We start from the raw sequence: 26,917 nt of genomic DNA on the forward strand, positions 1-26,917 counted from the left end.
TTCCCCTACGCGTTTTCGATGGTCTCGAATTTGATTTTCTTTTTGTTTTTCGAGAATTCATCTTCGTAATCAGAAATATCCACTTCCGATCCTTCGGAGTCTTTGATGATGATGTCAAGAGCGAGACCTCGCAATTCCTGAACGAGAACGTTAAAAGATTCCGGAATTCCAGGTTTAATGGAATGGATCCCTTTAACGATCGCTTCGTAAATACGAGCACGACCCAACATATCATCCGACTTGATTGTAAGTAATTCTTGTAAGGTATGAGAAGCACCGTATGCTTCCAATGCCCAAACTTCCATCTCTCCTAATCTTTGACCACCGAACTGTGCTTTACCACCGAGAGGTTGTTGAGTCACAAGCGAGTATGGTCCTGTAGAACGAGCATGGATTTTGTCATCCACTAAGTGAGCCAGTTTCAACATGTAGATATAACCGCAGAATACAGGGTTGATAAAACTATCACCGGTTCTTCCGTCGTATAACTTGAATTTGCTGTTACCGGGAAGTCCTGCTTGGCGGCAGAATTCCTGAACGTCATCTTCCGTTGCACCGTCAAATACAGGTGTTTCGAAATTCAATCCTAGTTTTTTTGCAGCGAAACCAAGTTGGGTTTCAAAGATCTGGCCCAAGTTCATACGGGAAGGAACCCCGAGTGGGTTTAGCACGATATCAACAGGAGTGCCGTCTTCCATATAAGGCATGTCTTCTTGAGCCATAACCCGAGCGACAACCCCTTTGTTTCCGTGGCGTCCCGCCATCTTGTCCCCAACGAGTAGTTTACGTTTGCGGGCAACATAAACCTTAACCATTTCTTCCACACCGGCAGCGAGTTCGTCACCGTTGTCGCGTGAAAATCTTTTAATATCGATCACTGTTCCTTCAAACCCATTTGGCATGCGAAGAGAAGAATCTCTTACTTCTTTTGCTTTTTCTCCAAAAATGGAATGAAGTAGTTTGTATTCAGGAGTGAGGTCGGTTTCCCCTTTAGGAGTTACCATACCTACCAAAATATCTCCCGGTTTTACTTCCGCGCCGATTCGAATCACACCGGATTCGTCCAAGTCGCGGAAAGCTTTGTCGGAAAGGTTTGGAATATCCCGAGTGATTTGTTCTTGTCCCAGTTTCGTTTCACGAGCTTGGATTTCGAACTCTTCAATGTGAATGGATGAAAATACGTCTTCTTTGATGATACGTTCCGAAATCAGAATCGCATCCTCAAAATTGTATCCTTCCCAAGGCATGAAAGCAACCAGAACGTTTCGTCCCAGCGCCAAATAACCTTCGTCAGTGGATGGACCGTTGGCAAGTACGGTTCCTTTTTGAAGGATGGCGCCGTATTCCCCTACTTTCTCACCTTTGATGATTTGACCTGCAATTGCAAATCCGGAAGGAACTTCTTGTCCTTCTTTCACAACAGGAGCATATTGCAATTCATCGGAGATGATCAAATCGTAAGGAACTTTTTCACCGTTGTTCAGTGTGATTTCAATTTTTTCCTTAGAAACTTTTGAAACTTTACCACCTTCCAGGTTGTGAAGCATGCTTACGTTCGGTTTTTGATTAAAACAAGTTCCTTGGTTGGTTTTCTTGAACTTAATCAAAGAATAATTTACTATTTCTTTGGAAGCGTCTTCTTTGATCCAAATTCCGGATGCGTCGACTTTGGAAACGACTCCGTCCTTTTTCGCAACGATACAAACTCCCGCGTCATAAGCTGCTCTGGATTCGATTCCTGTTCCCACAAAAGGTGCTTCTTCGATCAGAAGAGGTACAGCTTGACGTTGCATGTTAGAACCCATAAGCGCGCGGTTCGCATCGTCATGTTCCAGGAAAGGAATGAGTGCCGTAGATACGGACACTACTTGCAGAGGAGCCAAATCCATATATTGGATTTCGCTTGGGCTTCTGAAAGGGAAATCGCCTCTATGACGAGTGGAAATGAGTTTGGATTGGAATTCTCCTTTCTCATCCACAGCAGAAGAAGCTTGCGCCATGTAATGGTATTCTTCTTTATCAGCCGTTAAATACTCGATTTGTTTGATTACTTTTCCGTTTTTAACCACTCTATAAGGAGTTTCCAAGAATCCGTAATCGTTCACCCGGGCAAAACTCGACATGGAAAGAATGAGTCCGATGTTCGGGCCTTCCGGTGTTTCAATCGGGCACATTCTGCCGTAATGGGAATAATGAACGTCACGCACTTCAAATCCGGCGCGGTCACGAGAAAGACCACCAGGACCAAGAGCGTTTAATCTTCGTTTGTGGGTCAATTCCGCCAGAGGGTTTGTTTGATCCATAAACTGAGAAAGCTGCGATGATCCGAAAAATTCATTGATCACAGCTGTGATAGGTTTGATAGAAATCAAAAGTTGAGGAGTTTGTTGTTCCGGTTCTTGAACCGTCATTCTCTCTTTGATCACTCTTTCCACTCTGGAAAAACCGAGTTTCAACTGGTTGGAGATAAGTTCTCCCACAGAACGAATCCTTCTGTTTCCCAAGTGGTCAATATCATCCGGATAAAAGTTTTCCGCATCAGACATAAGCATCACAAGATAACGAACCGTTTCTATGATGTCTTCTTTACGAAGAACTCTATCTTCCACTTTATTGAAATCTTTCGGATTGTTGAATTCGAATTTGCTATTGATTTTGTAACGACCGACGATTCCCAAATCAAAAGTTTTAGGAGAAAAGAAAAGTCTCTTTAACTCGGACTCCGCATTTTCAATCGTAGACGGTTCGCCCGGACGCATAATTGTGTGAAATTTTTTGATCGCGTCTTCGTAATCGTTCACTCCGTCTTTTTCAAGACAGTTGATGAGAACAGGATTGTCTTTTCCTTTCGGAAATTCGATGACATCCACTTCTTTCACTTTCATCTCACGAAGGATGGAAATATTATCTTCGTTGATTTTGGAACCGGCATCGAGCATTACCTCGCCTGTTTCCATGTTGATGATATCTGCAATCGTTCTTCTTCCGATGAGTCTTTTGAGTTCTTTCGGACCCGCACCTGCGATCTTCATTTTGGAAGAACCGTAGAACAAACGTAATACTTCTTCGTTTGTTCCCATTCCCATGGACTTCACAAGAAGTGTAGCCGGGAATTTTTTCTTACGATCGATTTTGGCAACAAGTATACCCTTATTGTCCATTTCAAATTCAAGCCAGGATCCTCGGTAAGGAATCACTCGTGCTGAAAATGTATCTCTTGCTTGGTCGTAAGAAAAGAAAATACCGGGAGATCTGTGCAATTGACTTACCACAACGCGCTCAGCGCCATTGATGATAAAAGTCCCGTGGTCGGTCATAATAGGAAGGTCTCCCATATAAACCACTTGCTCTCTGATCTCACCCGTTTCTTTGATAATTAATCGTATAACTGCTTTTAACGGAGCGGCATAAGAGGAATCTGTATCTTTGGATTCTTGAGGGTTTCTTTTTGCATCCCCCAAAATATAATGACCGTATTCCATGACCATGTCATTGTTTGGGCTTTCAATAGGAAAGGATTCACGAAATACAGCTTCCAAGCCTTGGTTGGCTCGTTTGGTTGGATCTTTGGCTTCTGCCTGTAAAAACCAATCAAAGGATTTTTTCTGTACATAAATTAGATTCGGAAGTAAATTGAGGTCGGTAATTTTACCGAAATTTACCCGCTTTCTAGATTGTATCCGGGTATTCATGGAACATTCTCCCTAGGAACGACAAAAGTATAGGTGTAAAAATAAATAACAAAATAGAGGTGGGAAAGCCTACGGCCTCCCTGCCTCTATCAATTTGAAGAAAGGGGATGGAATATCCTGCAAGCTGGTGATTAACCGGCAGCAGCAACTTCTACTTGAGCCCCAGCACCTTCGAGTTTTTTCTTAAGATCAGCAGCCTCATCTTTAGAAACGCCCTCTTTCACTGGTTTTCCGCCAGCTTCAACAAGAGTTTTAGCGTCAGCTAAACCAAGACCAGTGATTTCTCTTACGAGTTTAATCACGTCGATTTTTTTATCTCCGTGTGCTTTCAAGATTACATTGAAAGTTGCAGGTTCTTCAGCGGCAGCCGCAGCTCCACCACCCGCAACAGCAGCAACCGCAACAGGTGCAGCAGCAGAAATCCCGAATTTGTCCTCCATCTTTTTCACGAGTTCAGCAGCCTGAACCAGTGTAAGACTTCCAATTTGTTCTAATAGCGCGTCAACAGCCATCCTATATTCTCCTTAAACTAAATCACTATTCAATTGTTGTAAAATTAACCGTTTTTCTCACCAACTGCGTTGATAGCTCTTGCGAGGCTTGCCATAATTTGGTTTACCCCGGAAGCAATCTGCGTTGCAGGTGCGTTTAGACCGCGAGCCACTTGAGAAAGAAGCTCTTGCTTGGAAGGAAGACCGGCAATTGCCTCCACTCCAGTTTTGTCTAAAACTTGGCCATCCATAAAGCCGGTTTTCACTTCTAATTCTTTTTTGTCTTTTGCGAAGTCTTTGCAAACTTTCGCAACAGCAGGAAGAGACTCAGTTGAAAAAATCGCCGCGAGCGGCCCTTTATAAATATCACCAAATTCGATTGTTTTGTCTTTGTGAGCGGAAGACTCTTTCAGAGCACGAAGGAAAAGATTGTTTTTAATCACCTTCATAGTCGAACCTTCTTTACGAAGTTTCGCTCTCAAATTCGTCATGTCTTCTACCGTCAAACCACTGTAAGAAGCCAAAATAAAATTCGGTCCTTTTTCCAGTTTTTCTTTTAAATCCGCTACTGCTTCTATTTTTGCTGCGTTTGCCATTTTAATACTCGTTATATATTAGCGTTTACTAATTCTTTCACATCAACCTTTACACCGATTCCCATAGTAGCGGAAACGGAAAAGGAACGAAGATAATCACCCTTTGCATCGGATGGTTTGTCTTTCATAAGAGTGGCAACGACTGCATTGATATTATCCTGAAGTTTGTCATCAGGGAAGGAAACTTTTCCAACACCTAAGTGAACCACTCCCCCTTTGTCCGGGCGATACTCAATACGTCCTGCTTTTAGTTCTTTTACAGCGCGTGTAACATCCGTAGTTACCGTTCCTGCTTTCGGTTTCGGCATAAGACCTTTACGTCCGAGAACAGGTCCTAGCTTACCTACTTCCTTCATCATATCAGGAGTAGCAACGCAGGCGTCAAAATCAGTCCATCCACCGGCAACTTTTTCAATCAGATCCATGTCGCCAACAAAGTCAGCACCAGCGGCACGAGCTTCGTTTTGTTTGTCTCCTTTGCAGAAAACCAAAACTTTGATCGTCTTACCGGTTCCATGCGGAAGAGAAATAGTTCCTCTTACGTTTTGAAGGGATTTATAATTGATTTTAGTCGAAATTTCCAATGTTCCGTCGAACTTGGAATAAGAAACACTCTTCGCAAGACTCACTGCCTCAGGAAGTGCATAAGCCTTTACGCGATCGACTTTTTCTTTCAGTTGAATGTATTTTTTACCGTGTTTCATTTTATGATTACCAGAATCCTTAGAGCTCTACGTTTACGCCCATAGAACGGCATGTTCCTGCAATGATTTGCACGGCTGCGTTCAGGTCGTTTGCGTTTAGATCTTCCATTTTTGTTTTAGCAATTTCTTCTAATTGTGCGCGTTTGATGGTTCCCACCTTCACTAAGTGAGGTGTTGCGGAACCGGACGGAATTCCCAATGTTTTGAGAACTAATAACGCCGCTGGAGGTGATTTTGTAACAAAAGTAAAACTTCTATCTGTATATACCGTGATAACAACGGGAAGCTTAAGTCCGATTTGAGCTTTGGTTCTTTCATTGAATTGTTTGCAAAATTCCATGATATTCAAACCAGCTTGTCCAAGTGCGGGACCAACTGGAGGAGCTGGGTTTGCTTTTCCTGCTTCCACTTGGAGTTTAATTTGTTTTACTACTTTTTTTGCAGCCATCTCGCTAAAAATCCTTAATTAACAACTATCTATTACGGTTCTGATTTCACTTGCAAATAGTCGAGTTCTACAGGAGTTGAACGCCCGAAGATCTCTACTCTTACACGTAATCTTCCCTTATCAGGAAAAATTTCATCCACAAGCCCACTGAAATTGGCAAACGGACCATCGATGATTTTTAAAGTTTCACCAACTTTGAAAAGGAAACGAGGACGGGAGACTTCTTCCGATTCCACATCCCCTACATCACTGAATAGATTTTTGATCTCATCCAAAGACAGAGGTTCAGGACCCTTTCCTTTTCCGCCAACAAACGTTGAAACGGACGGAAGATTTTGAATTTTGAATCTCAAATCATCCGTCATATTCATTTCAACTAACACGTAACCAGGCATAAGCTTTTTCTTGGTTACTTTCTTTTTACCGTTCTTCATCTCAGCAACATCCATAGAAGGAATCTTTACTGAGAAAATCTGATCCTCCAACTTCTGTTGTTGAACCATTTTTTCAATATTGGTTTTGACCTTATTCTCATGACCTGAATAGGTCTGAAGGACATACCATTTTTTTTCCGCAGACTCGCTCATTGGTGACTGAATCCCGTTCCCTACGCCGCTACCGACCAAAACCATTTCAAAAGTTTTAGAAAAAGATAATCTGATGTAGATAAAAATACTGAAAATATAATAACTGTTACAAGGACTACAATTGTAGAACTAACCACTTCTTGGCGAGTTGGCCAATGAACTTTTTCTAGTTCCGCTTTGCATTCTTGAATGAAACTTGTAGCTTTCATCGTGATCCTAAAATTCTCTTTTTCTTTGAAATTCCGTCGTTCTTTGGCAGGGCTGGAGAGAATCGAACTCCCACCAAGGACTTTGGAGATCCTAGTTCTACCACTAAACTACAGCCCTATTACAAGCCCTCTACCAGGCTTGAACTGGTGACCCCTTCCTTACCATGGAAGTGCTCTACCACTGAGCTAAGAGGGCAATTTCTAATTCCCGCCCAAAGCGCAGAGCTCCCAAGCAGGGCTAGGTTTTTTACACTATTTTAAATGAGCCTGTTTGGTCAATGGAAATTGCTTTTATTTCCAATAGAATGCTAAATTTTAGGAAATCGTGAGCGAATTTCCCTTAAACTCAGTTTTAAGGATTGCAAGTTCGATAATCATAATGCATCCCATAGATATTTGAGCAGGATTTCCTAGTGGCAAAACCCTTTTTAGAATTAGAAGCACAGATCCCGGAATTGGTAAAGGCAAATTCCAAAATTTCTGTCCGTTCCTCGCGGATGAACCGCCAACTGGAGCAATACGTTCTCGCCCTACTCACCAAAATCCTGGTAGAAATGGGCCAGGAGCGGTTTATCGAGATGCTCTACACCATTACCAAAGAACTTACCATCAATGGAATCAAAGCCAACCAGAAGCGTGTTTTCTTTGAAGATGAGGGTCTGGACATCACAAACACAGAAGACTACGAAAAAGGGATCAAAGACTATTCCAAAAAGTTCTCGGAAAAAATGGCGGACCAATACGGAAGACGTTGCCTTGCCCGAGGAGTCTACATTCATCTGAAATTCAATTATTGCAAAGACGGACTGATGGTCGAAGTCACAAACAACACCCCTGTTATAAAAGCCGAAGAGACCAGAATGCGTGAAAAAATGAAAAAGTCCATGGGATACAATGATATCGCAGAGTTCTATATGGACAATATGGACAATACGGAAGGCGCAGGTCTTGGAATTGCACTGATTATGATTCTTTTGAAAAACGAAGGAGTCGATCCGAATCTATTTAGAATCATCACCTATCCGGACAAGACAATCGCCCGGGTGGAGATTCCGTTTACAGAAAACTATGTTTCCATTCGCAGCGGAGAACTTGCCGACCTGAACTAAGGGGAACTTCGCCGCGGGAAAAGCGGTTCATCCTTACTAATGGGATTCTGGTATCCCCTGATGATTTTTTGAATATTGATTATCGCTGTATTGGATTTTATTCTGGTATCCCCGCCCTAGTTTGGGTGGGGAACTACACCCGCCACCCAATGCGTCCTACTTACCACACCGCCTTTTCGTTGTAAATCGAAGAGGGATTTAAAAAAAATTTTATTCAAATAAGTTCGCCTTTTTGCCCTCGACGTTTCCGGACGGGCTTTCTATTTTGGAGGGCATGGAATTAAAAGGTTTAAGTGTTTTAGTAACCGGTTCTGCCGGTGGACTTGGAAAATCAATGGCGCATCGTTTGGGAAAACAAGGCGCCAAAATTATATTATCCGACATTCAAAAAGAAAAACTGGATGCAACCGTTTCTGAATTTCAAAAAGAAGGAATCGAAACGATCGGTATTGTTGCCAATGTGGCAAGAGAAGAAGATAGCGTGCGTTTGATTGCAGAGTCTGTTTCTAAATTCGGAACATTGGACGTAGCTATTTTGAATGCAGGGATCTTACGCGACGGATTACTCATTCGAGTCGACAAAGAAACGGGCAAAGTCAAAGCAAAGATGGGAATCGACCAATGGCAATCCGTCATTGATGTCAACTTAACAGGTGTTTTTTTAACAGCAAGAGAAGCGGCGGCTCATATGGCTGAACAAAAGAAAGGAGTGATCATTCCTATCGCTTCGATTGCAATGCATGGCAACTCAGGTCAGACCAATTATAGTGCAGCAAAAGCAGGTGTCGCAGCAATGACTGTAACATGGTCGAAAGAACTTTCCCGTTTCGGAATCAGAGTAGCTGGAATTGCACCCGGCTTTATCGGCACGGAAATGGTTTTAAAAGATATGAATCCGGAAGCTTTGGAAAAATGGAAATCAGTGATCCCGATCGGAAGACTGGGAGAACCAGATGAAATTGCACAAACAGCTCAATTTATCATCGAAAACGATTTAGTCACCGGTGTTGTTTTGGAAATTTCCGGCGGTGTTAGGATTTAACATATTCTATATTAGAAATTATGATTCTACTCACAAAGATAACATTTTAGTTTGGGATTTGTACGATTTATACTTAATTTAGTAAATTTTTTTCCAAACTAAAAAAAAATGCGTAGTCCCTTTGCGGGTATATTCGTCATAAGAGAATATTGGAATTCGCCAAAGATGAAAATAAAAACAGAATTAACAAAACAACAATTGGATCTTGCTATCAAGGGGATCCAAGGTATCGCTCACCCCATACGACTTCTTATCCTTTACACACTTGCAAAGGAAGAAAAGTCAGTGGGTCAACTTGTAGAATTGTTAGGGACAAGCCAATCAGCTGCGTCTCAACACCTAAGCAAAATGAAAAACAATGGAATTTTGGACTCAAGAAAGTCTTCAAACCAAGTTTATTATTCTTTGAAAGACCCTAAGTTCAAAGAATTAATCAACACCATTGTGAAGATTTACAAAAAATAAAAAACTCATTCCGGTCCTTCTTTTCCGAGAAGGACCATGTAATCCGCAACAGCATCCCTCAAACTAGTAAAACCTTGATCATAACCGGTACTCATCAATTTATTAGTGTTGGCGCAAGTATAGTATTGGTATTTTGCCTTTAATGTTTCGGGCATATCCACATATTCGATTTGAATCGGTTTTCCCATAGCTCCGAAAAGAGCTGCGGCCAAATCATTCCAGGTTTCCGCGATCCCTCTTCCCAAATTATAAATCCCTGTTTTCCTTTCCCATAACAGGTATAAAGTGATCTTACTTGCGTCTTTTACATATAGGAAATCTCTTTTTTGTTCACCGTCTTTGTATTCGGGCTTATAAGATTTGAAAAGATTCAACTTTCCCGTATTTTTAATTTGCTCGTAACCTTTCAATACTAGGCTACGCATATCGCCTTTATGTTCTTCACCGAAACCGAATACATTGAAGTATTTTATCCCGGTAATCTCGTCGATAAGCCCCGTTCTCTGTGCATATAAATCGAACAGGTGTTTGGAATAACCGTACATATTCAAAGGTTTTAAAAATTCCAAAGAAATGACTTCATCATAGCCGTATTCCCCATCGCCGTACGTCGCCGCACTGGATGCATAGACAAAAGAGGTTTTATTTTTAACTGCAATATGTGCCAGATCTTTCGTAAAAGTATAATTGTTATGGATCAGATACGTTGAATCCTTTTCCGTTGTGGCGGAACAAGCGCCCAAATGAATGATATGGGATATGTTTTTGAAAAAATCCTTAGGATCGTTTATATATTTCTGCAAAGTATCTTTTTCAATATAGTCAAGATATTGATTTCGTCTCAGGTTTTTCCATTTTTCGGAAGTTCCCAAATGATCGCAAACAATGATGTCGTATATACCTTGTTCGTTTAAGTCTTGGATGACTTGGGAGCCGATGAGACCTGCTCCGCCGGTAACTAATATTTTATTTCTTTTCATATATCAGGAATTAGATTTTGAGATTTGATTTTGTTGTACATTTCCATGAACTTTTGGTTGGGAACTTTTCCTTCCGGATCACGTGCCAAATCGGGTTTGATTCTTTCCACAAAGAACATATCGATTGTACCTTTGTTTTTTGCTTCAACTTTTCCACGATACTCGCAGTCGAAAAAATCTTTTACCAATTCGTAAGTTGCGCGGGAAATATTGACCTTCCCTACTTCGCCGGAAGATTCCATTCGACTTGCAACGTTAACAGTATCTCCCCACATATCGTAAGCGAATTTTTTATTTCCAATCACACCCGCGACTACAGGTCCGGAATGAATTCCGATTCTAAGTTCCCAATAAGGAAGTCCTTGGTTGATTCGAATGGACTTGGTAGTATCCATAAAATCCTTAATCTCAAGAGCTGCGCGAACCGTATCAATCGGATGTGTGGAATTGGTTTCAGGAAGTCCGCCTGCCGCCATGTAAGAATCACCGATTGTTTTTAACTTTTCCAAATTGTACATTTCGGTGATTGCATCAAACTGCGCAAAACATAAATCCAATTGTTCCACTAGTTCTTTGGGAGAAAGAAACTCAGCCACATCGGTAAAACCTTTGAAATCGGTGAATAATACCGAGACACTGGAAAAAGATTCAGGTTCGTCGTATCCTTGGTGCTTCAAACGATCTGCGATTTTAATCGGTAGAATATTTTTCAACAATCGTTCCGACTCATCCAAACTTTTTTCCAAGGCTTGCGCTTTTTGAGTGATCTCGATTTGGGCCGCCATAAGTTCCTTATTTTGTTTGATCGTATTTTCATAAATGGAAAGAAGCATCTGCAAAATATGCATCTTATCCGCAGTGATTTGATATTCCTTGCCGGCATAATTGACGTTAACCGGTGCTTCGTCTTCCGAATCCCCGATCGGATTGTTCAATAAGGCATTGATTCTGTACATCAAAAATGTTTCTTCGTAAGGTTTGGTGACATATCCGTTGGCACCTACTTCGATTCCCCGAATGATATCTTCCGGATCGGAAAGAGAGGAACAAATGATCAAAGGGATTTTTTTATCTTCCGGATGGGATTTGACCGCTTGGCAAAATTCGAATCCGTCCATCTCGGGCATTTCCACATCCGTGATGATCAAATCAGGTTTGAATGTTTCCAAAAGATGTAACGCTTCTTTTCCGTTTTTACCCCAAACCGTAGTGAAACCTTGTGCTGTTAATAATCGTTTTAATACGACGCCTTGTATGGAGTTGTCTTCTGCAAATAAAATCTTTTTAGACATGGCATAACTCCAATATCCTACGTGTGATCTGATTCAATGGTAGAATTTCCTTCGTAGCACCTATTTCCGAAGCGACTCTAGGCATTCCGTATACTACGGAACTGGATTCATCCTGGGCAATCGTATAACCGCCGTGATCTTTTATCTCTTTCAATCCTTGTGCTCCGTCATCCCCCATCCCGGTCAATAAAACACCTAACACCTGATTCTGGAATGATTTGGAAGCGGATTTGAATAAAACATCAACAGAAGGCCTATGCCCTTTGATGGTAGGATCTTGATTGACATATAAATGATCGGAATCAATTACCAGATGGTGATCATCCAAAGGAAAGTATATCTTTCCCTTTTCCAAACTGATCGTTTCCTTTACAATTTCGACTTTCAACTTTGAAATTTGTTTCAACCAATCCACCAGACTTTCGGAAAATCCGGTGCTTATGTGTTGAATGCACACAATCGGTAATGGAAATCCCGCAGGTATATCCTTTAGGATTTCCAAATATGCTTGAGGACCACCGGTGGATGCGCCGATCACAAGTAATTTGAATTTTTGGTTAAGATCGAATGCGGCCGGACGGGAAGCGGCGATTAGATCATCCGGTTTTCTTTTTTTAAAGACAACCACTCCGCTTAGTATTTTGACTCTGCGACCCAATTCCTCGGCGAGCAAAGATATATCACCGCCTACTTTAGGTTTAGGTAATACTTCCACTGCACCTAACTGCAACACTTTGAATATATTCATTTCGTCTTCTTTTTGAACCAAGTCGGAGATGATCAGGATCGGCTTCGGATTTTCTTCCATAACGATCTTTGTAAATTCAAATCCGTCCATCACTGGCATGTTCAAATCACATATGATTACATCCGGATTGGCGGAATGAACGAATTGAATCCCTTCTTTTCCATTGGAAGCTGTTGCTACGACTTCAATCCCTCCCACGGAAGAAAGTGCTTTTTTATAAGCGGCTTGGATGAGGGGATTGTCTTCGACTATTAATACTTTGATGGTTTCAGTCATTTAATTATTCTGCGAGTAGTCTTTCTACTGTATGTAAAAGCACGTTTTGATCAAACTGGGATTTAATTAAATAGCTATTGGCACCGGCATCCTTCCCTTTTTGAATTTGTTCCTCGGAACCGAGGCTGGTCAAAACAATGATAGGAGTATCTTTTGTATCTCTTATATTTCTGACAAGAGTGATTCCGTCTTTTCTGGGCATCTCCACGTCGGTAATGACCAGAGAAAAATCCGATTTTTGGAATTTTTCAAATGCATCCTGCCCATCCACCGCAGTGACAACCTGGTATCCGTTCTCTTCCAAAATCCTTTGTACTTGCGCTCTTGTAATTAAACTGTCTTCGGCTACCAAAATGGTTTTTACCGTTTTTACTTGCGTTTCATCAAAAACTCGGGAATGATCCGTTGATTTGCCTTTTACATCAATCATCAGTTCGGGAACCTGAATCATATAACATATCTCACCTGACTCAAGTATGGTGGTTCCAGCAAGCTTAGGAACATTTTCCAGAATTCCTGTAAACGGTTTCAAAAGAATTTCCTGTTTATCCAAAATAGAGTCTATGATAATCGCAAGTTTTTCCCCGTTATAACGAAGAACCATGCAGGATAGATTTTTGCCCGATTTGGAATTTGTTTCTTTGGGATATCGCAAAGGAAGATAATCATTCAGATAAACCAATCGGATCGGTTCCTCTCCGAGCGAGATTGCAGGTTTTCCTTCTACGGATAAAATTTGTTCCGGTTTGATAAATAAACTTTGGTCAATGTGTTCGGTTGGAATTCCGTATTTCCATCCGTTCAGATGGATGATTAAAACATGATTTGTGCTGAAATTGATCGGAAGTTTTAATGTAAACTTGGTTCCCAAATGAAGTGTGGAATCAATCGTGATGGATCCTTTGAATTTTTCCACAAAGGATTTAACCACATCCATTCCCACTCCACGCCCGGAAACATTCGTTACTTGCTCTCTCGTGGAAAAACCGGGATGAAAGATAATTTCCTGTATTTCGGATTCGGAAAAAGAATTCACTTCCTCTTCCGTATAAATTTCTTTTTGAACTGCACGAGCTTTGATCTTAGCCAGATCCAAACCGCGACCGTCATCCTCAATTTCTATCCAAATCGCGTTATTGATTTGCTTACCTCCCACTCTGATGCGGGCGGGGTTAGGCTTGTTTTCCTTTTCTCTTTCTTCTCTTGTTTCAATTCCATGATCCAAAGAATTTCTGAGTAGATGCATCAAAGGATCTTTCAATTCTTCAATGACCAATTTGTCCGCAGTGACATTTCCACCTTCAAGAGTCAGATAAACTTCCTTACCCAATTCACGACTCATATCCCGAACGGTTCTGGGAAAAATATCAAACACGGAGGAAAGAGGAAGAAGCCGTACATTCTGTATCCCCTCTTCCATTTTTTGTGCAATCAAATCGAGTTTTGCGGAATCTTGGATCGATTTTACTTTTAGGGAAGAAAGTTTTTGGGTAAACCCGTCCCATTTTCTTTTCTCATCCGCATGAAGAGACCGGATGGCTTCTAAAAAACTGGGAGGGAGTTGGAAATGTTTTGCATATCTTTCCCATTCCGAAAATAATTTCTTCTTATCGTTCCATTGTTTCGTCTGATCTTCCGCAAGAAAAAGCAAATCGAATATCTCAGTGGCTCTTTTTTGGATTCGGTTCTTGCTAACTGTAAGTTCCCCCGCATAACCGAGTAAAGAATCCAATTTGACCGGATCCACACGCATTGTATCGATTTTGAATTTGCTAGGTTCCGCTTTTTTAACAGGTGGTTTGGTATCTTTTTTTTCGGACTCCTTAGCATCGGAATTTTTTTCCGAGGGAGGTTCGTTCTTCAATACGGGAGCAACTTCTTTATGAGAAGCCGTATCGGCCACGGCACGTGCCGAAGATTGCACGGAGGAAACGGCAAGTTGTTCCGTACCATTCAGGATGGCAATCGTCTTTGCCAAATCGACATCGGCTTTTTTTCCAGTTACGGCTTCTTCCACAAGAAGCTTCAACATATCCAATGCATAATAAATCCGATCCGCATCACTTGCACGATATTCCGTAAGACCTTTGGTAAGCTTACCAAGTTGGTCTTCCATAACATGTGTGATTCCTTCGATTTCTTTCAGGCCTAGTAGCCCCGCAGCACCTTTCATGCTATGGGCTTCCCTGAAGATGGTTTTTAATACATCTGCGTTTTTGGGATCAGATTCGAGTTCTAAAATACCAGATTCTATTTTCTGAATATGTTCATCACTATCAATCTGAAAGAGTTCGCGAAACTCCGCATCTTCGATCATCATATAATTGTTGTTTTGTTACCATCGACCGTATGTTTCAGACTTAAAGTTGCTTCTTTCACTTGTTGGATTCCCTGTTTCGTTTGGGTAATTCCAGTTGAAGTTTCCTGCGAGCCGCGATTCAGACTGGTCATGGCCTGCACAACTTCGTTGATCGCAATTGATTGTTGTTTTACATTCAAAGTGATCTGTTCCGTGCTTGTAAACACCCCGTTGATGGATTGGTATACTCCGTCAAACGCGCGTACAACTTCCTGCCCGAGCGTTGCCGATCGATCCACTTTTTTATTGCCCTCTTCCGCCGCCATTACGGTGGAATCTGTCGCCTTTTTGATTTCGGAAAGTATATCTTGGATTTTTTCCGCCGATCTTTTCGATTCGTCAGCGAGTTTGCGAATTTCACCCGCCACAACGGCAAAACCTTTTCCATATTCTCCCGCCCTCGCAGCTTCGACAGCGGCATTCAATGCGAGCATATTGGTTTGGTTGGCGATATCGGAAACAAGTCCGATGATATTTCCGATTTGATTGTTTTTCTCAGATAATTGAAGGATCTGATCGCTAATGACAAGAACCTTGTCTTTCAGATCTTCCATCGAATGAACCATCTCTGTGATTTTATGAGTTCCGTCTTTTGCGGATTCCTGCGCATCTCTTGATTTTTCCGAAACCGTTTGCGACTGTTCTGCGGTGTGTTTTGCACTGGAACCGAGTTCCGCCATCGTAGTACTTGTTTGGTTGACGGATGCGGATTGCATCTGTGCCGTTTTCTCCTGTTGTTCGATGGTTGCGGCGATTTCCCGTGTAGAAGAAGAAAGGATGGTTACTGCCTGAACGATAGGATTGGAAATGGCGCGCGATACGAAAAATGTAATTGCTACGATGACTCCGATCAAAATCAAAAAGGCGGAAAGTATTTTCACTTTGATCTCTTTCAATAATACCAGGGCTGCATCTGCTTCGTATTCGGAAATCAAAGCATACTTTGTTCCCATAATTTCGATCGGCATATAGGAAGTGAATACTTCTTCACCACGATAATTCAATGTTTGTTTAACACCGATTTGGTCACTGAATGCCAAATCGACCACGGGAGAATCATTCCTTTTTCTTAAGATGAATTCCTCATTCGGATATCTGTAATCGTAAGTTCTGAATAATTTATCTTTGCCTACCAGATAAACCGCTCCGTTCTGTCCGAGAAAACTATCTTTCATGGACTCGTTGATTTCATCGATCGGCATTTGTGCCATCAGCACCGCTTCCGTTTTACCGTTAATCACGATGGGCATGGCAATGAAAGAAGCGGGATCTCCATTGGAAGGAGCATAGTTTTCAAAATCAACATACAGTACTTCACCCGGATCATTCGATGTGCGCGCTTTACGGAAGAGTCTTCCTATGTTCGTGTCTTTGTATTTTCCTTCCAAAAGATTGGTAGCGTAATCGTTTTCTTTAAAAACGGTATATAATAAAGTTCCGTCATTATCCACGATGAAGAGGTCGTAAAAGTATTTTTGTTTGATATAACTTCTGAAGAACGATTGGAACTTTTTGTGGACCCTACTGTATTCCGATCCGTCCAAAGCATCTTCCAATTGGTCTTTTTTCCCGATAGGATTCGGGTTTTGATAAATATATTTTTCCTGTAAGTAAGCTTCCGCACCTGCGCGGGAAGATTGTGCGCGAAGAATTTGATACGCAGCTTTAAATTCGTTATAAGCAATGATGATATCCAGTGAGCCGTCAAATGCAGTCAGATCCGATCTTTTGTTTTTAAAATAAGTCTCAATCTGAAGTTTTTTCGCTTCCCTGATACTGTTCATTTGGAGTTCGAAGTTTTCTACGATTGCGTTTTTTGCAATATAGAGATACATGAAAGACAAACTAACAGAAACGAGAACCACGGAACCTATGGAAAAAATAAGCAACCGTATCTTTAGGCTGAAACCTTGCAATCTTCTCTTTAGTAAATTTCCATCCATACGCGTCCCTGCCCTAACTTAATTCTTGTTTTATTTTTTTTAATATGGTGGGGATACTCAACAGATTGATAAATCCGTCCCCGTGTCGGTAGGAAGATTCCAATACCCCGCCATAATCTTTCGTTCCAAGAGGAGGAGTCCTCTTTTCATCTTCTTTCTTATAAACAACATCCACCAATTCATCCACAAGTAGTCCGAATTGACTGGTTTCCGATTTAATAATTACCACTTTCCCGAATCCGAAAGGTCTTTTGATTTGGTTTCCCAAAATTTCATCCAAACCCAGAACGGGCAAAACTTCGCCTCTTAAGTTCATGCATCCTTTCAATACGGGAGACATTCCAGGAACAGGCGTTAAATGACTTGGATCGGAAAATTCCAAAACCGAATCCAATGAAATTCCATAACTCTCATCAGCCACTTTTACAATGGAGATCGGCTCCAAACCGCCATGATCCACCGGAGTCACTGAGTCGGAATAGGAAATGGCCCGAAATTCCAATTCACTGACTTCATCATCCTCAATTTGTCCGTAGGTTTCTTCAAACCAAGCCAGCTTGGATCTTTCTTCACCTTTGATAAAAAACTCATCCCAAGACTTTTCAGGCTCTGGATCTCCGTCTTCCTCTTCCGATCCATCTTCGGTCAGGTCAAAATTCTTTCTGCCGCCTGGGTGGAAATGATCCACATCCAGCAAGGTCACCACTTTATTTTTCCAAACCCTTTCTTCCCAAACTCCGCTGGAATCCGAATCCGATTTTCTTTTAGGATTTTCCCAAGAGATCACTTCGGATACTTTTGCAATAGGAATGGCTGTGCCTGAATTCAATAATAATAATTGATACGAACTTTCGTAAGGTGAAGGTTTCGTTCCCCAATAAAAAAACGGATCAAAGACCGGAACGATTTCTCCCCGCAAAGGGAATGTGGCGAAAAATCCGGTTCCTCCCATCGTAGTAGGAGTCAGAGGGAGTAACCATAAAATCTCTTTTACAACTTGCGCTTCCACCGCAAATTGTCTGTCTCGCATTTCGAATAAAAGCCAGTCTGAGATTTCAGTCATAATTTTTAAAGAGAGTGGTTCAAAAATTCATCCCATTCCGAGACCCAATTCCCACTCTTCTTTATAAAATCGACCCGAGTAGGGTCATTCTTGAGGACAGTCTGCGCTTGTGCCTGATAAGACCTCGCGGTTTTGCGATCTCCCTTTTCCCAAAAGTAATTCGCCAGCTCATAATAGGCCGAAATCGCATAAGGATCTTCGTACAACGCCTGTTTCCAGAAAAAATGCGCCTGTTCCCAATTTCCCCTCTCCTTTTCTTGGAAAGCGAGAGAGAGGGAATTTCCTGTTCCGATGGCATTACCTCTGTCCTGAGAACCGGCGGAAATGGTTTCCCTTTCGGAAAGAGGCGAACTTCCCAAATCACGGGAAGAATGGTTTTCTCGAACAGAGACCGGCTTGTCCGGAGCGGGGGGATGTTTCGCAGGATTATTTTCTTCCGGACGCACTGAGGATTCTTTCGGGGGATTTTCCGGTTTTCCTATTTTTTGAAAATAGGAAGTTTCGGAAGCAATCGAAATCACCTTTAAATCATTAGGCGGAATATTGGAATATTCAGCATGTCCCAAAATGATATTCCCCCAAGGAAGGATGGAATCAGTAAAATGGGAAAGTATCGTTTGTTTGGAAATTTCATCCAGGTAGATAAATACATTCCTGCATACGATCAAATCGAAAGACGCATGCATGGGGCTGAGTAAATTTCCTTCAAGAAACTCCACTTTGGATTGGATGTCGGAATGAACACGAACCGAATTTTCGGAGATGATTAAAAAATCGGAGAAACCTTTCGGCAATTCATTTCGAATCGAATAAGGATAATACTCTCCCTTGACCGCGATTTCGATCGACTTTTTTTGTAAGTCGGTCCCTAACACTCGATAATCTTCGATCTCTCCCTCTTCTTTCATCACTTGCAAAAACAATGCAAGAGTGTATGCTTCTTCCCCCGTGGAAGAACCTGCACTCCAAACGGATAACGTCCGCTTGTTTGTTTTTTTTATATATTCAGGTAAAATCCGGCGGAAGATCGACCTAAGTTGAATGGGATCCCGGTTAAAATAGGTTTCGGAAATATTTAATACGTTGAATAACTTGTCCCAAAGAGGATGATTCGGATTTTCCAAAAGGGGAACCAATTGGAATTCCTGAAAATGATTCCGAATGAGATCCCATTTTTCCTTTGCATCGATCCGGATTCCGGTTTTTTGCAAAAGAGATTCGCTTAAGCCTTGGTAGTAGGATTCTATCATATTAGGAAAGTCTTATCAAATCTATCGGAATATGGAATCGATAATACTTCCGAATTTTTCATCTACATTTTTTACAGTCTCTGGATCGGGAACTAACACCCCCGGAATCCAAGGTTTCATCCTGCAATCGAATACAAGAGGAACCATAAAACGAATATGATTGTTTTCTACAATTTGTTTGGAGTAAAAATCGGATGCAGGTTCCATTCTGGTAAACATAGTCCAAATGAAATCATGATCCGATTTCACGGAATCATTTGCATCATCCACCAAAAATACAAACCGAAATCCCCCTAGATTTTCTTCCAGAAGGGAAAGCGCTAACCGATCGTCTTTTAAAAACGAACTCCCTTGCACAACTAGGACTCCCGGCATGAAAACTTTCGGGTTTGTAAACCGTTTGTCTTTAAAACCAGTGTTAAACGAAGAAGGAAGATCTTTGAATTTTGGTTCGCCGAGCCCCATAATCAACATCTTGCTTCCTTTATTTACCTTACCGCTCGTATAATCCAAGGTATCCTGGCTGATATGATTGAAAACATGAATGTCCGTTTCAGGATCACATCTTTCCACGATCGTTTTGAATGTTTCGGAAAAGTTTTTCAACTCCACTCTTTCGTTGGTAACAAGCAAACATTTTGTTAAAGAGAGTTGTCCTTCTCCCAAAATCCTAAGTGCTCCCATAAACGCTTCCCGGAAATAACGTTCTTTCACAATGGCTGCAGCAAGAGAATGAACACCTGATTCTTCATAAGCCCATACACCTAACACCTGTGGCATAACCAAAGGAAACATAGGAGAAAGCAAATCCTGCAAAAACTCCGCGATATAATGATCTTCCTGGGGAGGTCTTCCTACAACGGTCGCGGCCCAGATGGCATCCTTTCTATGATAAACATTTGTTACATCTAGATAGGGATAATCATGTTGCAAGGAATAATAACCGTAATGGTCTCCGAATGGTCCTTCCGGCTTTCTTTTATAGGGAGGAATATTTCCGATGATGGCGAAATCAGCATCGGCAACGAGAGGGTAAGGTGAAATTTTTTCGTTTCTAGTGATCCTTAGTTTTTCTCCCATAAGAAAGGAAGCAAACACCAGTTCGGGGATCTCTTCCGGAAGAGGCGCAACTGCCGCAATGGTAAGCGCAGGAGGTCCTCCCACGTAAATATGTGCCGGTAAAGAATTTCCTTTTTTTTCCGCCTCGTAGTAATGAAAGCCCCCACCTCTATGGATCTGAATGTGCATCCCTGCGGTGGTTTCATTGAATAATTGAATCCTATACATTCCCAAGTTTCCGTTTCCCGATTCGGGATGTTGCGTATAGACTAACGGAAGTGTGACGAAAGGGCCTCCGTCTTCGGGCCAAGATACAAAATTAGGAAGTTCGAGTAGTCCCTTGGGTCCCAGCTTATTTGCCAAAACAGGAGCCTTGGAAACTCTCTTCATCCCCACCATAAAGGGAAGGAGTGCGAGAGATTTTTCCTTCCAAATTTTACCGATCTTAGGTGGTAAAATTTCTTTGGCAAGTTTAGCAAGTCTCTCAATCGTTTTTACAGGTTTCTCTCCGAAAGCAAGATGGATTCTTTTTTCCGATCCGTACAGATTGGTCGCCACGGGAAACCTTGTGCCTTTCACCTGGGGAAACAGAAGTGCAGGACCTTTTCTTTCCACAACCCTTCTCTGGATTTCCGCGAGCTCGAGGTATGGATCGACTTCCTTCGGGAAAACGAAAACTTCCCCTTCTCTTTTTAGAACTTGGATAAAATCATGTGTGGAACGAATGTTTGGCATAAAAAAGGGTTGGAAAACTAAATTTCCTCCATTAGACTAGGCGGACAAGTTTTTCATTATATGTCTGAATCAAATCCATCTTCGCAAAGTCCTTCCATCACAGATATCAAACGAATCGCTGTTTGTGGCGGTTCTCTTGGCCGAGAGCGCAGGTCCTTTATCCGAGGGCAGGTGGTGGACATAGGAATCACTGATTTGATGCGTGCGGAAGGGCTCTGGGATTTAGTGACCGGTCTTTTTTCGGGAGATGAAAAAAGAATCACTCCCTTTTTGGATTTTTCCCTGGCTCCAGTTCGAAAACCGGTCCTTCGGATCGAAATCTTCAATGAATCGGGAGCTAAGATATTCAGCTCTGGAAAAGTAAAAGCGGATGAAGACGGATTTTTTTCCTGCGAAATCAGAGACCGTCTTCCTGTCGGCAAACACACGTTCCATGTAATCCTGGAAGGTTTGGATAGCTTCCGCCAATATTCAAAAGACCTGGCACATCTCAATTCCACGGAAGACTCCATCCTGGGCAAAACCACGATCGTGGGAAAAGGAAAACTCAGAATCCTGGCAGAAGAATACTCCGGTTATATCGTTACTTCCGACATAGACCAAACTTATCTTGCAACGGACATTCATTCCGGAAAAGGAAAGTTCTCCACACTTTTTGAAACTCCCGAACAAAAACGGGCGCTACCGGGAATGCCGGAACTTTACCACCAACTGCGAAAGGGACTGAACAACGCCCCACTCGCATTTATCTCGGCAAGTCCTCATTTTTTCCGCAGAACCATGCTTGCGACCATTGCCACTCATAAAATCGAAATCGAATCTTTGCACTTAAAGTATTTGGAAGGAACGATCAAAGGAGTATTCGACAAAGTAGTCGATACCATCTTCAACCCGATTGATTTTTTGCAGAACGGATTCAAACCTGCTTGGTCCAGAACCAAAAAATTCCTAGGGGCTTCCTACCAAAGTCTTTTCGATCAGATGGCTTATAAACTTTCCATATTACTTTATGACAGGGTTTTCCAGCCGACAAACTCCAAAGAGATTTTGATGGGTGACAATACCGAATCCGATTATATGATCTTCACTCTCTACCAATTGATTTGTTTGGGAAAAATCGAAGGCGATGCATTGGAAGATTATCTCTATGATTTGAATTTTTTAGGAAGAGATGCGATCACTAGGGATGCGGCCAGAAGGATTCGGAAACTGGGTGAAGAAAACGTTCGCATCCATGGCCGCCTAAATCCGGTTACACTCTCACTGATCAACCAAACGGAAAAAGGACCGAAACACGAAGAGATGGTAAAACTCGTGAAGGAAGCTCTTCCGGAAAACATCTGGGAACAGGTGTTCGTAAAGGAAGACGCATTTTTCGGAACGGAAAGTTCTTTGGGAATGAGTGTTATTTTGCACGCAAGAGGACATTTGGAATTCGCGCAAGTGTTTCCGGTAGTGAGTGAGATGATCGGAAAATGGGTGGATGGGAAGGTGATTGATGAGGCTCAGATTCTGAGTCAGTTGGAGAAACTTACAGTACCTGAGTTTGCCGACGGGGATAGAAAAATGGTGATAGATTTGCTGGAGAAGGCATTTAAAGGTTAATGAAACAAAATTCGAACTGGGTGAACGGGCTCTATCCCGTTCTATTTATCGTAGCTGCATTCCTTTTCAGACTTCCCGTTTTAAATCTCTCCACAGTCGACTGGGATGAAACCACATACCTGATCTTGGGAAAAACAGTCGTCGACGGTCATTTTCCTTATGTTTATTATTGGGATTTAAAGCCGATCGGCACTTATCTGATCTATAGCGTATTCATTCTTTTTTTCGGATATGATATTTTCACCATTCGGATCGCCACCGTTTTGTTTTCCGGATTATCCGCTTATTTGCTTTTTTTAATCCTAAAAAAGAGAGACCGACTGACAGCCATTATTGGTGGTTTTTTGTTTTTATACCTGATTACAAAATCGGGAGATTCCGGGTTATCGGGGAACACAGAGATCTTTTTTATACCTTTTGAGATTGCGGGATTTTATTTTTTCACGGGAAGAAGATACTTCGTATCGGGATTATCTTTCGGAATCGCATTTATCGTAAAATACATAATTGTCTATGATGCATTCTTCCTAGGATGTATCATTTCATTCGCGACCATTCGACTGGTTTACGGAACAAAAAATTATAAAGAATTTTTGAAACCTGTTTTGTACGGACTTGGGTTTGTATTTCCATTTTCGCTCGTGGCTTTTGCTTATTTCATCACCGGAAATTGGAATGCTTACCTGGAACCGATCCTGATCGCTATTTCCAAATACGGAACGGGTGATTTGGAAAGAACGAAATTGGATTTTATTTTTTCTTATATCAAATTCATTTATCCACTCGTTCTGATTTTTTTGTTAGGTTTTGCCACCATCCCTTTCAAAAGGTGCTTTCGCATTTTACGATCCGACCGTTTTTTAATTTTAATCGGATTGAACCTGACATCATTGTATGCATCTACCTGGACCGGTTACCTTTTCGATCATTATTATCTGCAAGTTTTACCTTTCTCCATTCTATTATCTTTCGGCTTTTTACGTTTTTCTTTGCCCGCGCGTACTCGTGAGAAAAAAATCATAACTTATCTCGGATTTGCCGCCTTACTCGTATTATCATTTCAATTGATCAAGTCTTCCTACAAAGAATTTCATAAATTCGAAGACGTCCCAAAACAAGTGGCCACATACATCAAGGAAAAAGACGAAAAAGCCACCTTATTTGTGGGTAAAGGTTGGCATGCATCGTATGTGTATTTGGATATGTTACCTCCCGTCCGCTATATCCAACCCAGTTGTTATACGAGCGCTCCTTTTCGAAGCAAGTTCAACGTGGATTTGGACGGGATGTTTTCGGATTTGGGCGGTGCGAATGTCCACTGGATTCAATGGGCGGATAAGGACTTACTTTCAGGCGACTTCAAATCCATTGATGAATATAAACTGAGATTAAGAGACTATCTTTTGAAAAACAGTTTCTACCTGGACAAAGAATTTGCTTATAATGTCAAATTGTACAAACGAAAGACAGAGAAATAGTTTGTACAATTTTCGTTAGGTTCTAGGTCAGACTTACGATTTCCAAGTGAAATTTCTGTTTAGAAAATAATTGGTAGCAGTTGCTAAAACAATTCCGACTGCATTTCCGATATAAGTGATCCAGCTCGTTAAAAATTCAGGATAATTTAACTGAAAGTATTGAACTAGGAAAAACCAGGTCGAAAATTGAATCACAAATCCTAGAAGGCTGATCAGATTGAATTTGAAAAATCCGATCGTATTGTTAATAAATCCTATATTTTTCCGATCCGAAAAAGTCCAAAAATTATTTAACAGATAATTGGTGAGGACGCTCAATTCGAATCCGAATCCGATTGCTCCCGAGGGCAAGGAAATCGCGGATCTGATTTGATTTGCCACATTGATCGCCAAAACGTTGTTATATACAAACTGGCCTCCCAAATTGACAACAACCCCGGACAATCCGGTCAGTCCGTATTTGATAAACTCCAAAGAAATATAAGAACCGAACCGCATCTCGAAGAGTGCAATCAGATACTGTTGCATCACCGAGCCGGACAATTTGGTTTCTCCATGGTTTCTTTTTCGAAAGGAGTAACCTACTTCACTGACTTTCAGGTTTTTGGTTCTTCCTAAAAACTCGAGCAGGATTTTAAACCCACGGGGATTGATTTTGGATTTTGCAGTTTCAAAAACTTCCCTGCGAAGTGCAAAAAATCCGCTCATAGGATCCGTTGTAGGCAATGGTAAAAAAATCTTTGCAAGCAAGGTCGCCGAATAACTGATAAACTTTCGAACCGAGGACATCTCCCCATAACTTCCGTTATCCACTCTACGCGACCCGATCACTATATCGGAGGAGGATAATTTTAAAATCATCTCAGGCAAAATGTTCTCATCATGTTGAAGATCGGCATCCATAACACCCAGATATTCCCCTTGGGCGGATGCCATGCCGGTCAGGACGGCGGAACTCAATCCTTTTTCATGGATTCTACGAATCAGTCTGACGGAAGGAAAATCCTTTTCCTTTGTTTGGAACCATTTCCAAGTTAAATCGGGAGAATCATCATCCACGATAATGATTTCATAGTCGATTTTTTTCGATTTGAATAAAGTAACTAATTTGGGAAGGAGAAGGATGAGATTTTCCTTTTCATTGTAAGTGGGTAAAATAAGGGAAAACTGAGGCATAGCGATACCAGTAAAAAAATATCTCGGGGCGGAATGGTCAACTTGTAATTTTGAGCGCAAACATCCGTTTTTATCGTGACAAACAAAACGGTCCTGTAGATATTTCCAAGTAAGATTTATGAATAATAAAACCGGTGTTCGTTTTGCACTCAGCTACGAAAATTTTTCCTTATATATCATTGTTCCTGTTTTTCTACTGATCGGTATCTATTTCAGGCTCCACAACATAGATCTTCAATCTTTATGGGCGGACGAACTTTTTTCCGTATTGAACTCATCCCTTCCGAATCTTTCGGATACTTTAAAAACATTCGAACAGGAAACGAACCCTCCTCTGCACGGGATCCTATTGCATTACTGGATATATTATTTTTCCAATTCACCTACGTCCGTTAGGTCATTAAGTGCGTTTTTCGGAATTTTGTCCTTACTCGTGCTGATCATCAAATTTTATTTTTCAAAGAAAGACTCGGATCTTTATTCCTTTTTATTCTTATCAGCGAGTTTCGGCGCGGTGTATTATTCCCAAGAAGCCAGATCTTATTCCCTTTTGGTATTTTTTTCCATCCTAACTACAATCTACTTTTTAAGAATTGCAGAGGAATCTTCTGAAAAACGGACGAACTACAAAACCTACGGCCTTTTTATTTTGTTCGGAACTCTGGCATCTTACACGCATTATTTTGGGCTTTTGTATTCCGCACATCTCTACTTTGCATTGTTTGTTTATCTTTTATTAAAGAAAGAATTCAGGCAAATTCCCACTCTTATAACGGCAGGCATCCTGCAGTTGTTGTTGTATTTCCCGGAGATCTACAAACTGATTTTTCTTTTGCCTCAAACCGATCGGATTTCATGGATTCCTTCCACAGGTATCTTTGTATTTTTCGAAATATTCAATTACACTTTTTTCCTTCTCCCTTATAAAGGAGTCCAGGTCATTCTGATTTGTTTTCTACTGTATGCCGTTTCCATAGGAATCAATTTCAAAGAGGTTCGTTCTTATCTAAAAGACAAATCAAATTCCCGGACCAAAGAAAATCTATACCTTCTCGGAGGAATCATTCTGTTGTTTCTTGCCACGACAAATATCATTTCCATATACAAACCGGTGCTAACCGGCAGAAACTTACTCGTATTGTCTTATCCTCTGATTTTGTTCGTTTCGATCACGATCGAAATATTCGTTAAACCGAAGAGAAATATGAAACTAGTTCTGGTTTGTTTCTTTTCCTTGTTTTTCATTCTTTCTTTTACCCGAAGTTATTATAAACCCTTCAAAGAACATTACAAACAAACGGTAACTTTTCTATTACAGGAAGCGAAAGGTGCAAGTATTTACTCTTATGAAGAGGATCGATTTTTTAATTATTATTTCCAACAAATGCCGGAACACAATCATATGCGTGTTTTGGAGTTTCCGAAAAAAGAAAACCAATTGGATTTGGAGATATTAAAAACGATTCCCAAAGGCGGAAAAATATTTCTGGTGGAATCGAATATGCAGTCCGTTTTTCCGGAAGCGGAAAGAGTTCGAATTGAAAAACAGGTAAGTAGTTCGCAAACAATTCCCATTTGGGGAATCAAAGTCTATGTACTTACCAAATAGA

General features: G+C 41.3%; 22 protein-coding genes and 2 tRNA genes. 6 read left to right on the forward strand and 18 right to left on the reverse strand.

Translation table 11 applies throughout. The features are described 5' to 3' along the window. Positions 1 to 5: 5 nt before the first annotated feature. The 9 genes from rpoB to DI077_RS10465 all read right to left on the reverse strand — a co-directional run bounded on the left by rpoB (position 6) and on the right by DI077_RS10465 (position 6,923). On the reverse strand, positions 6 to 3,692 hold the full coding sequence (rpoB, locus tag DI077_RS10425) for a DNA-directed RNA polymerase subunit beta (protein ID WP_109019447.1): 3,687 nt from the start codon (positions 3,690 to 3,692) through the stop codon (positions 6 to 8). A gap of 131 nt (positions 3,693 to 3,823) precedes the next feature. Continuing rightward, positions 3,824 to 4,204, reverse strand: a complete 381-nt coding sequence (gene rplL / locus DI077_RS10430) for a 50S ribosomal protein L7/L12 (RefSeq protein WP_109019446.1) — start codon at positions 4,202 to 4,204, stop codon at positions 3,824 to 3,826. Between the two features lie 44 nt (positions 4,205 to 4,248). Continuing rightward, entirely contained in the window at positions 4,249 to 4,779 is a 531-nt protein-coding gene (gene rplJ / locus DI077_RS10435) for a 50S ribosomal protein L10 (protein WP_109019445.1), read from the reverse strand. Between the two features lie 11 nt (positions 4,780 to 4,790). Next, the gene (gene rplA, locus DI077_RS10440) at positions 4,791 to 5,483 is read right to left on the reverse strand and encodes a 50S ribosomal protein L1 (protein WP_109019444.1); all 693 of its coding nucleotides are present in this window, start codon (positions 5,481 to 5,483) and stop codon (positions 4,791 to 4,793) included. Between the two features lie 19 nt (positions 5,484 to 5,502). Next, positions 5,503 to 5,931, reverse strand: a complete 429-nt coding sequence (gene rplK / locus DI077_RS10445; RefSeq protein ID WP_109019443.1) for a 50S ribosomal protein L11 — start codon at positions 5,929 to 5,931, stop codon at positions 5,503 to 5,505. Positions 5,932 to 5,963: 32 nt separating this feature from the next. Next, positions 5,964 to 6,518 (reverse strand): transcription termination/antitermination protein NusG, encoded by a 555-nt coding sequence (nusG, locus tag DI077_RS10450; protein WP_109019442.1) that lies wholly within the window; start codon positions 6,516 to 6,518, stop codon positions 5,964 to 5,966. Between the two features lie 20 nt (positions 6,519 to 6,538). Beyond that, on the reverse strand, positions 6,539 to 6,727 hold the full coding sequence (gene secE, locus DI077_RS10455; protein WP_109019441.1) for a preprotein translocase subunit SecE: 189 nt from the start codon (positions 6,725 to 6,727) through the stop codon (positions 6,539 to 6,541). Between the two features lie 44 nt (positions 6,728 to 6,771). Next, positions 6,772 to 6,845: transfer RNA gene (locus DI077_RS10460), tRNA-Trp, on the reverse strand. A 6-nt stretch (positions 6,846 to 6,851) separates the two neighbouring features. Further along, positions 6,852 to 6,923 (reverse strand) — tRNA-Thr (locus DI077_RS10465). A 217-nt stretch (positions 6,924 to 7,140) separates the two neighbouring features. Between DI077_RS10465 and DI077_RS10470 the strand changes: the two genes are divergently transcribed. The 3 genes from DI077_RS10470 (at position 7,141) to DI077_RS10480 (ending at position 9,343) form a co-directional block, all read left to right on the forward strand. Then, positions 7,141 to 7,836 carry a histidine kinase gene (locus DI077_RS10470; protein ID WP_109019440.1) on the forward strand — a complete coding sequence of 232 codons (696 nt, stop codon included), beginning with the start codon at positions 7,141 to 7,143 and terminating at the stop codon, positions 7,834 to 7,836. A 274-nt stretch (positions 7,837 to 8,110) separates the two neighbouring features. Beyond that, positions 8,111 to 8,878, forward strand: coding sequence for an SDR family NAD(P)-dependent oxidoreductase (locus DI077_RS10475; RefSeq protein WP_109019590.1), 768 nt, complete (start codon positions 8,111 to 8,113; stop codon positions 8,876 to 8,878). A gap of 165 nt (positions 8,879 to 9,043) precedes the next feature. Next, positions 9,044 to 9,343, forward strand: coding sequence for an ArsR/SmtB family transcription factor (locus DI077_RS10480; RefSeq protein ID WP_109019439.1), 300 nt, complete (start codon positions 9,044 to 9,046; stop codon positions 9,341 to 9,343). A 5-nt stretch (positions 9,344 to 9,348) separates the two neighbouring features. Here DI077_RS10480 and rfaD read toward each other — a convergent pair whose 3' ends face one another. From rfaD to DI077_RS10520, 8 genes are read right to left on the reverse strand one after another with little or no spacing between them, the layout of a single operon-like run. Then, positions 9,349 to 10,323, reverse strand: coding sequence for an ADP-glyceromanno-heptose 6-epimerase (gene rfaD / locus DI077_RS10485; RefSeq protein WP_109019438.1), 975 nt, complete (start codon positions 10,321 to 10,323; stop codon positions 9,349 to 9,351). Beyond that, positions 10,320 to 11,615, reverse strand: a complete 1,296-nt coding sequence (locus DI077_RS10490) for an adenylate/guanylate cyclase domain-containing protein (RefSeq protein ID WP_109019437.1) — start codon at positions 11,613 to 11,615, stop codon at positions 10,320 to 10,322. The genes rfaD and DI077_RS10490 overlap by 4 nt, the downstream gene beginning before the upstream one ends. Continuing rightward, positions 11,608 to 12,639: a chemotaxis-specific protein-glutamate methyltransferase CheB gene (gene cheB / locus DI077_RS10495; RefSeq protein WP_109019436.1), complete on the reverse strand. Its 1,032-nt coding sequence runs from the start codon at positions 12,637 to 12,639 to the stop codon at positions 11,608 to 11,610. The genes DI077_RS10490 and cheB overlap by 8 nt, the downstream gene beginning before the upstream one ends. A gap of 4 nt (positions 12,640 to 12,643) precedes the next feature. Further along, entirely contained in the window at positions 12,644 to 14,959 is a 2,316-nt protein-coding gene (locus tag DI077_RS10500; protein WP_109019435.1) for a hybrid sensor histidine kinase/response regulator, read from the reverse strand. Continuing rightward, entirely contained in the window at positions 14,956 to 16,941 is a 1,986-nt protein-coding gene (locus DI077_RS10505) for a methyl-accepting chemotaxis protein (RefSeq protein WP_109019434.1), read from the reverse strand. Before DI077_RS10505 ends, DI077_RS10500 begins: the two co-directional genes overlap by 4 nt. Before the next feature lie 13 nt (positions 16,942 to 16,954). Next, positions 16,955 to 18,004: a chemotaxis protein CheW gene (locus DI077_RS10510; protein WP_109019433.1), complete on the reverse strand. Its 1,050-nt coding sequence runs from the start codon at positions 18,002 to 18,004 to the stop codon at positions 16,955 to 16,957. Between the two features lie 5 nt (positions 18,005 to 18,009). Further along, entirely contained in the window at positions 18,010 to 19,254 is a 1,245-nt protein-coding gene (locus DI077_RS10515; protein ID WP_109019432.1) for a CheR family methyltransferase, read from the reverse strand. A gap of 21 nt (positions 19,255 to 19,275) precedes the next feature. Beyond that, complete coding sequence (locus DI077_RS10520) at positions 19,276 to 21,048, reverse strand: UbiD family decarboxylase (RefSeq protein WP_109019431.1); 1,773 nt, start codon at positions 21,046 to 21,048, stop codon at positions 19,276 to 19,278. Positions 21,049 to 21,108: 60 nt separating this feature from the next. On the opposite strand from DI077_RS10520, the gene DI077_RS10525 reads away from it, so the two are divergent. Further along, positions 21,109 to 22,653 carry a phosphatase domain-containing protein gene (locus tag DI077_RS10525; RefSeq protein WP_109019430.1) on the forward strand — a complete coding sequence of 515 codons (1,545 nt, stop codon included), beginning with the start codon at positions 21,109 to 21,111 and terminating at the stop codon, positions 22,651 to 22,653. Further along, the gene (locus tag DI077_RS10530; protein ID WP_109019429.1) at positions 22,653 to 24,131 is read left to right on the forward strand and encodes an ArnT family glycosyltransferase; all 1,479 of its coding nucleotides are present in this window, start codon (positions 22,653 to 22,655) and stop codon (positions 24,129 to 24,131) included. Before DI077_RS10525 ends, DI077_RS10530 begins: the two co-directional genes overlap by 1 nt. A gap of 33 nt (positions 24,132 to 24,164) precedes the next feature. Here DI077_RS10530 and DI077_RS10535 read toward each other — a convergent pair whose 3' ends face one another. Continuing rightward, complete coding sequence (locus tag DI077_RS10535; RefSeq protein WP_109019428.1) at positions 24,165 to 25,307, reverse strand: glycosyltransferase; 1,143 nt, start codon at positions 25,305 to 25,307, stop codon at positions 24,165 to 24,167. A gap of 118 nt (positions 25,308 to 25,425) precedes the next feature. On the opposite strand from DI077_RS10535, the gene DI077_RS10540 reads away from it, so the two are divergent. Beyond that, entirely contained in the window at positions 25,426 to 26,916 is a 1,491-nt protein-coding gene (locus DI077_RS10540) for a glycosyltransferase family 39 protein (protein WP_109019427.1), read from the forward strand. Position 26,917: the final 1 nt, after the last annotated feature.

The organism is Leptospira kobayashii (assembly GCF_003114835.2).
Lineage (GTDB): Bacteria > Spirochaetota > Leptospiria > Leptospirales > Leptospiraceae > Leptospira_A > Leptospira_A kobayashii.